Genomic DNA, 11,136 nt, shown 5'->3' with positions numbered 1-11,136 from the left:
CTTCATAAAAATCACTTGATAAATATCCTATTTACTAATTCTATAAGTTCGTCCTTTACCCAATTCTTTTTAAAAAAATAAGTGGCCCCAAGGTCTTCACATATTCCATTTTCATCTGAAAAGTCTTTTTCCCCTCCATCGGAAAGAATAATTATTTTTAAATCTTCATACTCTTTTTTTAATTCTATAAGAACTTCTATTCCGCTTTTTTTAGGCATATATATATCCGTAATTACTAGATCAATATTACCACTTTCTTTAAATACTTTGATTCCTTCTTCACCATCCCCTGCTTCATATACTTTATAATTTGCTTTCTCTAAAATCTTTCTTATAAATTGTCTCACACTTAAGGAATCATCAATTATTAATATATTTTTTTTACCCATAATTCTTTAAAACTCCCCTCATAAAGTTTATCTATATAATATTTAGTACTTTTTATTCGATCTACCATCAATAACTCTTCCATCAATTTCGTAAATCAACCATAAAGTTACCTAAGCATACAAATAATCACAAATTTATATTTTAATTATACAAAATATTAGAATAATTTTCTATAGTTTGTACCATTTTATTACAAATTATATTTCAAATCATTTACATATATAAAACTAAGTAGTATTATATACCTATAAATTAATAAATTGTTGCGGGTGGACCATTTTGATTGGGAAGATGAAACCTGGCCATTTGAACTTGATGTAGTTAACACTACCGTAGGGAGACAAATTAATAAAGATATATTTCAAGGAGTGTTTAAAACATAAACACTCCTTTTTATTTTTATTAATTAAGTATAAATTTATCCATAAAATAAAAGATTGGGAGTCCATAATACTATGAACAAAAAATTATATATAGTAACAAACAGAAGGCTTGTAAAAAATAAGAATATGATTGATATACTAAAAGCTTCCATATTAGGTGGCGCAGATGCCATAATCTTACGTGAAAAAGATCTTACTTATAGGCAACTAGTTCCAATTGCTGAAGAAATAAAAAAAATTACAGATTCTAGTAATATACCCTTAATAATAAACAGCAGTATAGAAACAGCCTTAAAAGTAAATGCCAAAGGATTTCACACAAGTTATCAAAATTATATGAATAGCAATTTAAAATTAAAATGCACTGTAGGTGTATCTGTACACAATACTTTGGAAGCTATAAACGCACAAAAAAAAGGCGCAGATTATCTCCTTACAGGACACATTTTTGAAACAGACTGTAAAAAAGGACTAAAAGGTAGGGGTATTTCATTTTTAAAAGAAGTCCTAAGTAACATTTCAATTCCAGTTATTGCAATAGGTGGAATAACTGAGACCAATATAGACACAGTACTAGAAACCAAAGTTCGTGGTGCAGCTGTAATGTCTCTTGTAATGACTTCAGATGACCCTTTTACTACAACTTATAATCTAAAAAAACATTTTAAAAGATGAAGGTATGATAAAAAATTTAGAGATCAAACCATGACTTACATTCTTCAATAAAGTTCAGAATTCCATAAATGTACAACCTTGTAATATGTTAATTTAAGTATTACAATGTATACATATGTATATTTTTTTATCATAATCAAAACGTAGATAAGAGGAGATTTTCATTATGGAAAGCACAAAGAACTTTAATGTGAGAAACGAAAGAAACCTCACAATGCTAGTAGATTTCTATGAATTTACTATGGGTAACGGGTATTTGAAAACCAATATGGGTAATAGAATAGCCTATTTTGATATGTTTTTCAGAAAGATTCCAGATGAAGGTGGTTATTGCATAATGGCAGGTGTTCAACAAGTTATAGAATACCTGTCAAATTTAAGTTTTACAGATGAAGACATAGAGTATCTCAGGAGTAAGGAACAATTTTCAGAAGACTTCTTAAATTACCTAAAAGATTTTAGATTTTGCTGTGATGTATGGGCCGTACCCGAAGGAACTCCTATATTTCCAAATGAACCGCTAATAACTGTAAGAGGTCCCGCTATTCAAGCTCAGTTTGTTGAAACCATGATACTTCTAACTATAAATCACCAAACTCTAATTGCAACAAAAGCAAGTAGAATTTGTAGAGCAGCAGGCACTAGACCTGTAATGGAATTTGGTTCTAGGCGTGCTCAAGCTCCTGATGCAGCTATATATGGTGCCAGAGCTGCAGTTATAGGCGGATGTAGTTCCACTGCTTGCACTATATCTGAGCAAATGTTTGGTATGCCTGCAGTTGGCACAATGGCCCACAGTTGGATACAACTTTTTCCATCAGAATATGAATCTTTTAAGGCCTGGGCTGAAGTATATCCTGATAATTGTGTGCTACTTATTGATACATACAATGTACTGAGATCCGGTCTCCCCAATGCTATAAAGGTTTTCAAAGAAATTTTAATTCCAAACGGTCATAAACCTAAAGGAGTAAGAATTGATAGTGGAGACATAACTTACTTAACAAAAGAATGCAGAAAAATACTTGATAGAGCCGATCTTGAAGATGTTAACATAGTTATTTCAAACTCATTAGATGAATTTATCATAACTGATGTACTTAGAGAAGGTGCCTGCATTGATTCTTTTGGTGTAGGAGAGAGACTCATAACTGCAAGATCAGAACCAGTATTTGGCGGAGTATATAAGCTATCTGCCATAGAAGATAGGGAAGGTAGAATTATACCTAAAATAAAAATAAGTGAAAATGAAGAGAAAATAACTAACCCTGGATTTAAAAAAGTATATAGAATTTATAGTAAAAAGGAAAATAAAGCAATTGCAGATTTAATAACTTTAGAAGATGAAGAAATAAATAAGGATGAGACTATAGAAATATTTGATCCAGTTTTTACGTGGAAAAGGAAAAAAATAAGAGATTATTATATAAAAGATTTAAGAGTAAAAATATTTGATAAGGGAAAACTTGTATACACCTGCCCTGATGTGCTAGACATAAAAGATAGAGCAAAAGAAGAATTGTCCAAATTATGGCCTGAAGTGCTGAGATTTGAAAATCCTCATCACTACTATGTAGATTTATCTCAAAAACTCTGGGATTTAAAACATGAACTTCTCAGTAAATATTCTTCAACTTATGTAGAATAATATCAATGCAATTTGTAGAGGAACAGGTAATAAGCTTATTACCTGTTCCTCTGTTCTATGTCTGAAGCCTCTAGATAATGCTTTCTAAATGCTAAAAACATTAGGAATACTGTTAATAAGTTATATTTCATTTTTAATTATATCCGTAAATTTCTTTAATATTAGTGCCGTAAACCCCCATATAGTATAATCTTTATATGTATAAAAATATGATGGCATTTTCCCCCTCCTAAATTTGTAGTTTTCTCCACCTATTATCAGATTATAGGGAAAATCCTCTTTTGGATGTGGAACTATCTCAATTTCATGTAATACAGGTTCTTTATCTATAAAAAAATTTAGAGGTACCGTAAATACATGATCTACTTCCTCCTTACTTGGACTTATATCTTCCCTATTTAACTTGCATACAAAAGGATACATTATAAAATTATAGGGAGTGACAATATAATCCATATCCCCTATAAATTCTATATCCTCCCTATTTAAATTTAGTTCTTCCATAGTTTCTCTAATAGCTGTATCTTTTGGAATTTCCCCCTTTTCCATTTTTCCTCCAGGGAAACATACGTCCCCAGGCTGATGTTTTAAATTTAAAGACCTTACTTCGAATAACAAATTTAATTCTCCGTCCATACTGCATAAGGGAATCATCACTGAATTTTTATTATAATGTCCAATCATATTTGCTTTTCTAGATTTAAATATATCATTTATTTTATCTATCATTGTTTACCTCCTAAAATCAAATAATCCTCAATTGTAAAATGAATTTTATAATGTTATACTTTAAAATGTCATGATTAATTATATAATGTTTTTAGGCATTTTCAAAGAAATAACTAGTCAGTATGCTAGGATATTTTTTATCATACTGTGTCGGTAGAACCCTTAGATAGGATTCACTATCTGCGGAACCTGCCTCCTTGTCTGATAAACAAAGTTCTTAGCACATGATGCTTAGAAATTGTTATCCAGGGACATAGCCGCTCTTTACTCACACTTGGGAAAGTGTGAGTATTAGAGCGGGTTAGTCATCGGATAAAAAATATCCGTCGCATCTTTGACTTGTTATTTTCTTTCAAATGCCTTAACAAAACATATACATAAATATTAAATAAGTGGAGTGATGTACTTTGAAATGTAAAAATACTAGTTTATTACTTACATTTATTTTCATATTTTGTTTATCTTTTAATGTACTTGCTGATAATTCAACTGCTCTACCTGAAATATATGGTAAAGCAGCAATAACAGTGGACATGCAGACAAATGAAATAATATATGAAAAAAATGCAGATATTAAAATGTACCCTGCTAGCACTACAAAACTTTTAACAGCTATTCTTCTTGAAAAAAATAAAAAACCAGGGGATATGCTAACATACACAGCTGATGCTAAATCTCAGCCACCGTCCTCTTTAAATAGAGATCTACATGCAATAGAGGTAGGTGATACTATGTCTGCTGAAGATGTAATGGATGGGCTTTTAATGTATTCTGCCAATGACTTAGCATACGTCGTAGCAGAAAATGTATCTAAGGATGCACCTACATTTTCTGACAAAATGAATGAAGAAGTAAAAAACCTAAATTTAAAGAATACTCACTTTGTAACACCAAATGGTCTCCATAATCCAAATCACTATACTACACCCTACGATATGAGTGTTATAGCGAGACAAGCCTTTAAAATTCCACGTATACAAAAGGCTATGGAAAGACCTGCAAATACTATAAAAACTACAAAAGGACTTGCTTTTCCAATCAAAAACACAAATAAGCTTTTAGGCAAAGATGGCTGCATTGCAGGTAAAACTGGATATACTGATCCAGCTGGAAGATGTCTAGTTGCAATTTATAACAGGAATGGTAGGGAAATGGTAGGAGTCGTAATGGGCTCAGTTTACGATCCTGCAGACAGTTATGTATTTAATGATATGGAAAAAATAATAAATTGGAGTTATTCAAAACAACCTGTTGTTTTGAATAAAAAGGATTCTATAATAGGAAGAAAAGAAGTTAGCTACAATCCTATTTCTTTTATAGGTATTAAAAAAAGCTTAGAAGTACCTATTAAGATTAAAGATGATGTAACATATTATGATAATGATTTGAATAAAAAAGACTTGAAAGAAATTATAAGCATTAAAAATACTTCTGTGGAAGCTCTAAAAGGTGAAGTTCCCCTGGGAACACTTACTGTAAGCCAACGTGAGTTCTCCAAGGATTATAATATTTATTCGGATCTGCCAAAACAGACCTTAGATAAAAATGTTATTTCCTTTTACGCTGCAATTTTTATATTAGCATTGATATTTATTTTTATCCTGGCACGTATAATGAAAAGACGTAAAAGAAGACATCGCTATTTATAACAGTTTATACGAAAAACTGACCAAGATAATTTAAGATAAAAAAATTGTTCCCATGAAGTTTCATAGGAACAATTTTTTTATTGGATTTCATCTGAATGAAAACTTGATTGATATTTTAAACTCCTTCTGCAACCATATCAATAGGTTTTTCACTAGCCTTCTCCATCTCACCTGCAATATAATTAGCCAAATCTACAGTTCTACAGGAATAAGCCCATTCATTATCATACCAGGATACTACTTTAATCATATTATCCTTTAATACCATAGTTGAAAGACCATCTACTATAGAAGACCTATCGTCTCCCTTATAATCTATAGATACCAGTGGTTCTTCAGAATATCCCAGTATTCCTTTCATAGATCCCTCAGAAGCTCTTTTAAAAGCTTCATTTACTTCTTCTACCGTAACAGATTTTGAAAGTTCACAGACCAAGTCTGTAATAGAAACTGTAGGTGTAGGTATTCTAAGTGCAAAACCGCTTAATTTTCCCTCTAAATTAGGCAATACTTTTGCCACTGCCTTAGCTGCTCCAGTAGTAGTCGGAATTATAGATTCTCCTGCAGCTCTAGCTCTTCTCAAATCCTTGTGAGTTTTATCAAGCAATTGTTGGTCATTTGTATAAGAGTGAACTGTAGTCATAAGGCCTCTTATAATTCCAAAATTCTTATCTAATACTTTAGCAAAAGGTGCCAAACAATTAGTTGTACAGGATGCATTTGAGATAATATTATGAGATTCAACATCAAATTTTTCTTGATTTACTCCCATAACTATAGTTATATCTTCGTCCTTTGCAGGAGCTGTAATTATAACTTTTTTTGCTCCAGCTTTTATATGCTTGTATAAGCTTTCTCTATCTTTAAACTTTCCCGTGGATTCTATAACTATATCTACATCCAATTTACCCCAAGGTAAATCTTCAGGATCATTTTCTCTAAACACTTTTATTTTAGAACCATTTACAATAATTGAATCTTCTGCTGCCTTTACATTTCCATTAAATCTTCCGTAGCAGGAGTCGTATTTTAGAAGATGTGCCAGAGTTTCGTTATCTGCTCTTGCGTTAATTGCTACAATCTCAATATTGTCCTTCAGTCTTTCTTGAGCAATTCTCAAAACCAACCTTCCTATTCTTCCAAAACCATTAATTCCAACTTTTATGGACATTATCTTTTCCCCCTATAAAAAATTTATGTACTTTTACTTTATTATTACATAACATTTATCTTTATATTTTAAAATATATGCTGTATAAATAACATATGTGCTATATTATTTATATCAATAGACAGCATATATGTCAAATTTATTTTCCTGCCCATTTATTATGATATACTTATTTTCCTTTCATATATTAATATTATCTACATTTAATATCCATTTTCTCCATTTTACAAATAAGTTCATAATAAACCTGCTTGACACAAAATCTCTATTATTATATTATTTAAGGGTAGTAGAAAACTTACAACCTTTCATCTGAAATAGATGAAAGGTTTTTACTTTAAAATAATGGGAGTGAAAAAAATGGCTAAAGTTAGAACGAGGTTTGCGCCAAGTCCAACAGGATATATGCACGTTGGAAACTTAAGAACTGCGCTGTATACATATTTAATTGCAAAACATGCAGGTGGGGATTTCATACTCCGAATTGAAGATACAGATCAGGAAAGATTTGTAGAAGGGGCCCTAAATGTAATTTACGATACTCTAAAAGCTACAGGTCTTAAACATGATGAAGGACCTGATATAGGAGGCCCTGTTGGTCCTTACGTACAGAGTCAGAGAACTGATATTTACCTAAAATACGCAAAAGAACTTATAGAAAAAGGAGAAGCATACTATTGTTTCTGCACAAAAGAAAGACTAGATTCACTGAGAAATAATTCAGATACTTATAAATATGATAAACACTGCTTACACCTCTCAAAGGAAGAAATAGAAAAAAATTTAGCATCAGGAATTCCTTATGTTATAAGACAAAACAATCCTGAAGTAGGTGTCACTTCATTTAATGATGAAATTTATGGTAACATATCTGTTGACAATTCTGAATTAGATGACATGATACTTATAAAATCAGATGGATATCCTACTTATAACTTTGCAAACGTAATAGATGATCATCTTATGGGAATAACTCATGTAGTAAGAGGAAGCGAGTATCTATCTTCTGCTCCTAAATACAATAGATTATATGAAGCTTTCGGATGGGAAATTCCAATATACGTTCACTGTCCCCCAATAATGAAAGATGAACATAATAAACTGAGCAAAAGAAACGGTGATGCGTCTTTTGAGGACTTGATAGAAAAGGGTTATTTGAAAGAAGCTGTACTTAATTATATAGCACTTTTAGGATGGAACCCAAGAAGTGAACAGGAAATCTTTAATTTAGAGGAGCTTGTAAAAGAATTTGACTATAGAAATATCAATAAATCACCTGCTATATTTGATAATGTAAAACTGAAGTGGATGAACGGGGAATATATAAAGAAGCTGTCTTTAGAAGAATTCAACTCTCTTGCCCTTCCTTATTATAAAAAAGTAATTTCAAAGGACTTAGATTTTTTAAAGATAAGTAGTTTACTTCAAACAAGAGTTGAAGTATTAAGCGAGATACCTGACTTCCTAGATTTCTTTGAGGAACTCCCAGAATACACTGAAGACATATATGTGCACAAAAGAATGAAATCAAATTTGGAAAGCTCACTTACAGTACTTGAAAAAATTCTTCCAAAGTTTAAAGAACTATCACCTTGGACTTTTGAAAATATAGAAAAATGCTGTATGGACTTAATATCAGAAATGGGCGTTAAAAATGGAGTAGTACTGTGGCCTGTACGAATTGGCCTTTCTGGCAAAAAATCCACCCCTGGTGGAGCTTTTGAAATAGCTGATATTATAGGCAAAGAAGAATCTATAAAGAGAACAGAAATTGGTATTGAGAAACTTAAAAATGCTCAATAATAAAAACGTACCTATATTTTAGGTACGTTTTTATTATCAGTTTTTTGCTCTGGTGTTCCCTGTTCTTTCTTTAGTTCTTTCACAAATAGTATATTGTAAAATGTCACCATTGTATTATTATCTACTATTACAAATCCTTTACCTACATTTGTAACAGTTTTATTTTTTAAATGCTTAAAGCTTTCTTCACCCTTTGTACAAATCTCTATAGCCTTTCCCTTTAAAGAACTAAAATACTCTCGCATAGTTTTTTCAAGGGGACAGCTAATTTTATAGTTATCTTCCTCTAATAGCTTTTCCATAGATGAGAGTTTAGTAGAATATAATCCTACTATATTTTTTATAGGTACTACAATATCCGAATCTCCATCATTAAATCTAACAAGTTCCCCATCTGAATGCACTACATTTACATGTTTAAAAATATCACTTGTATCATTTTTAACATACAAGTCTAATTTTTCACTGCCAAATTTATTTAATAAATCCATTACTCCTGAATTACAGTTTAAAAGACACTTATTTTTAAACATTATAGTACCATCTTTTTTTATTTCTCCATTCAACTTCTTCAAATTTTTTTCTTTTCTATGGGAACTATGTTTCTTTGATGCTTCCTTTTTATTATCCTCCTTTTTTTCCTCTGGTTTATCTTTTTCCTCTTTCTTCTCTTTTTCATCTTTGTCTTTCGTATCAGTTTTCTCAGCAATTTTTTTAGTCTTATCTTCTGATTCACTTTTTAATAGATCTTTATTTTTTTCTATAATATTTTTCTGTATGAAATCAAATATTTCTTTATTGTCAGCATATTCCTGCTCATAGTACTCTTTTTCATTATCAGAATTAGCAAACATCTTATTATATTTTTGTATTCTTTTCATATACTTTGGTACCATATATAAAGCTAATTGCATTAAATCATCTGTATTATTTCTTTTGGACAATTAAAAACACCTCCATAACTAAGGCTATAGGGTAATCCTATAATACTAGAATATGAAGGCTTTAATTTAAGTTGCAAATTTAATTTTTATTTTTACATATTTATTCTATAGTTTAAGGTATTTGAAAGAAAATCTCTAAACATCTATTTCAGCTTCTTCTCCTAAAATATCCTTACTTTTATCAAGAAGAGGTTTTATTTGCTGCTGAATAAAGTCAACTACCTGACCAGGTGCCCTACCTATAAACTTCTTAGAATCCACTAGTGAAAGTATCTCTTCTTCACTCATCTTAAAGAAAGGATCTCCTATTATTCTTTCCAATAAGTCGTTCTTCTTTCCCTCAACTTTTACCATTTTAGCTGCTTCCATAGAATGAACCCTAATTCTCTCATGAAGTTCCTGTCTGTCTCCACCTTTTTTAACAGCTTCCATTATTATGTTTTCTGTAGCCATAAAAGGAAGTTCAGAAGACACATGAGATTCAATTACCTTAGGATACACTACCATATTTTCCGATACATTCATATATAAATTTAGCACTCCATCAAGAGCTAGAAAGGCTTCTGGTATAGATATTCTCTTATTTGCTGAATCATCAAGGGTTCTTTCAAACCATTGAGTTGAAGCTGTTATAGCAGGATTTAAAGCTGTTACTACTATGTATCTTGCAAGAGAGCCTATTCTCTCACATCTCATAGGATTTCGCTTATATGCCATAGCAGAAGATCCTATTTGATTTTTTTCAAAAGGTTCCTCCATCTCTTTCATATTCTGCAATATTCTTAAATCATTGCTAAACTTATATGCACTTTGAGCAATTTCTGATAAGGTATTTAATATTATGGAATCAAGTTTTCTAGTATAAGTCTGTCCTGTAACCATAAACTCCTTTTCAAATCCCATTTTCTTAGTTACCATTGTATCTAATCTTTTTACTTTTTCTTCATCTCCATTGAAAAGTTCCATAAAGCTAGCTTGAGTTCCAGTAGTTCCCTTTACACCTCTAAATCTCATATTTTGTATGACAAATTCTACATTTTCAATGTCTAAATAAAGGTCTTGAAGCCATAAAGTTGCCCTTTTTCCTACTGTAGTAAGCTGTGCAGGTTGAAGATGAGTAAATCCCAAAGTTGGCATATCTTTATATTTTAAAGCAAACTTAGTAAGATAGCTTATTACATTTATAACTTTTCTCTTTATTATATGAAGGGCTTCTCTCATAATTATAAGGTCGGTATTATCCCCCACATAACAGCTAGTTGCACCTAAATGTATTATTCCCTTAGCTTTAGGGCATTGTAGTCCATAAGCATATACATGGCTCATTACGTCATGTCTTACTTCCTTTTCTCTTTTTTTTGCGTCTTCGTAATTTATATTTTCCATATTAGCCTTCAGTTCATCTATTTGCTCAGAAGTTATATTAAGTCCAAGCTCCTTTTCACACTCTGCAAGAGCTACCCAAAGTTTTCTCCAAGTTTTAAATTTCTTTTCATCAGAAAATATATAGCTCATCTCTTTAGATGCATATCTTGTGTTTAAAGGAGTTGTGTATGTGTCTCTCATTTTAAAAATACCTCCGTACGTATGTAATATAATTGTTTTTATTATTCATATTATAACATATATTTTTGCTATATTACACGTTTATATTCACTAAAATAATAGATTGAACAAATTTTATCCAATAAATAAGGTGTACAAACTGTTCTATTTTATTATATATCTAATATACTTTAATTAA

At 30.9% G+C, this 11,136-nt stretch carries 9 protein-coding genes; 4 read left to right on the top strand and 5 right to left on the bottom strand.

Going from position 1 to position 11,136, the window contains the following annotated elements; translation table 11 throughout:
- Positions 1 to 11: 11 nt before the first annotated feature.
- Positions 12 to 389 carry a response regulator gene (locus CLAU_RS16785; protein WP_013238010.1) on the bottom strand — a complete coding sequence of 126 codons (378 nt, stop codon included), beginning with the start codon at positions 387 to 389 and terminating at the stop codon, positions 12 to 14.
- Positions 390 to 845: 456 nt separating this feature from the next.
- On the opposite strand from CLAU_RS16785, the gene CLAU_RS16780 reads away from it, so the two are divergent.
- Both CLAU_RS16780 and CLAU_RS16775 read left to right on the top strand, forming a co-directional pair.
- A complete protein-coding gene (locus tag CLAU_RS16780) occupies positions 846 to 1,448 on the top strand; it encodes a thiamine phosphate synthase (RefSeq protein ID WP_023163144.1) in 603 nt (200 codons plus the stop codon).
- A gap of 166 nt (positions 1,449 to 1,614) precedes the next feature.
- Positions 1,615 to 3,096, top strand: a complete 1,482-nt coding sequence (locus CLAU_RS16775) for a nicotinate phosphoribosyltransferase (protein ID WP_023163143.1) — start codon at positions 1,615 to 1,617, stop codon at positions 3,094 to 3,096.
- A 120-nt stretch (positions 3,097 to 3,216) separates the two neighbouring features.
- On the opposite strand, the gene CLAU_RS16770 is transcribed toward CLAU_RS16775, so the two are convergent.
- Positions 3,217 to 3,825 (bottom strand): NUDIX hydrolase, encoded by a 609-nt coding sequence (locus CLAU_RS16770; protein ID WP_023163142.1) that lies wholly within the window; start codon positions 3,823 to 3,825, stop codon positions 3,217 to 3,219.
- Between the two features lie 407 nt (positions 3,826 to 4,232).
- On the opposite strand from CLAU_RS16770, the gene CLAU_RS16765 reads away from it, so the two are divergent.
- Positions 4,233 to 5,474 (top strand): D-alanyl-D-alanine carboxypeptidase family protein, encoded by a 1,242-nt coding sequence (locus CLAU_RS16765; protein ID WP_013238006.1) that lies wholly within the window; start codon positions 4,233 to 4,235, stop codon positions 5,472 to 5,474.
- A 115-nt stretch (positions 5,475 to 5,589) separates the two neighbouring features.
- On the opposite strand, the gene gap is transcribed toward CLAU_RS16765, so the two are convergent.
- The gene (gene gap / locus CLAU_RS16760) at positions 5,590 to 6,645 is read right to left on the bottom strand and encodes a type I glyceraldehyde-3-phosphate dehydrogenase (protein ID WP_013238005.1); all 1,056 of its coding nucleotides are present in this window, start codon (positions 6,643 to 6,645) and stop codon (positions 5,590 to 5,592) included.
- A gap of 360 nt (positions 6,646 to 7,005) precedes the next feature.
- Between gap and gltX the strand changes: the two genes are divergently transcribed.
- Positions 7,006 to 8,448: a glutamate--tRNA ligase gene (gltX, locus tag CLAU_RS16755; RefSeq protein ID WP_023163141.1), complete on the top strand. Its 1,443-nt coding sequence runs from the start codon at positions 7,006 to 7,008 to the stop codon at positions 8,446 to 8,448.
- A gap of 11 nt (positions 8,449 to 8,459) precedes the next feature.
- Here gltX and CLAU_RS16750 read toward each other — a convergent pair whose 3' ends face one another.
- Together CLAU_RS16750 and purB are read right to left on the bottom strand one after the other, a co-directional pair.
- Positions 8,460 to 9,392, bottom strand: a complete 933-nt coding sequence (locus CLAU_RS16750) for a hypothetical protein (RefSeq protein WP_029169980.1) — start codon at positions 9,390 to 9,392, stop codon at positions 8,460 to 8,462.
- A 135-nt stretch (positions 9,393 to 9,527) separates the two neighbouring features.
- Entirely contained in the window at positions 9,528 to 10,958 is a 1,431-nt protein-coding gene (gene purB, locus CLAU_RS16745; protein WP_013238002.1) for an adenylosuccinate lyase, read from the bottom strand.
- Between the last annotated feature and the right edge of the window lie 178 nt (positions 10,959 to 11,136).

Origin of the sequence: Clostridium autoethanogenum DSM 10061 (assembly GCF_001484725.1) — a bacterium.
GTDB lineage: Bacteria > Bacillota > Clostridia > Clostridiales > Clostridiaceae > Clostridium_B > Clostridium_B ljungdahlii.
The sequence above is the reverse complement of the archived record's forward strand: the minus strand, read 5'-3'. Positions and strand labels throughout refer to the sequence as shown.

Bases quoted from the DNA above. Each gene is read 5' to 3' on its own strand.
- CLAU_RS16785 (WP_013238010.1), bottom strand. From the start codon at position 389: ATGGGTAAAAAAAATATATTAATAATTGATGATTCCTTAAGTGTGAGA.
- CLAU_RS16780 (WP_023163144.1), top strand. From the start codon at position 846: ATGAACAAAAAATTATATATAGTAACAAACAGAAGGCTTGTAAAAAAT.
- CLAU_RS16775 (WP_023163143.1), top strand. From the start codon at position 1,615: ATGGAAAGCACAAAGAACTTTAATGTGAGAAACGAAAGAAACCTCACA.
- CLAU_RS16770 (WP_023163142.1), bottom strand. From the start codon at position 3,825: ATGATAGATAAAATAAATGATATATTTAAATCTAGAAAAGCAAATATG.
- gap (WP_013238005.1), bottom strand. From the start codon at position 6,645: ATGTCCATAAAAGTTGGAATTAATGGTTTTGGAAGAATAGGAAGGTTG.
- gltX (WP_023163141.1), top strand. From the start codon at position 7,006: ATGGCTAAAGTTAGAACGAGGTTTGCGCCAAGTCCAACAGGATATATG.
- purB (WP_013238002.1), bottom strand. From the start codon at position 10,958: ATGAGAGACACATACACAACTCCTTTAAACACAAGATATGCATCTAAA.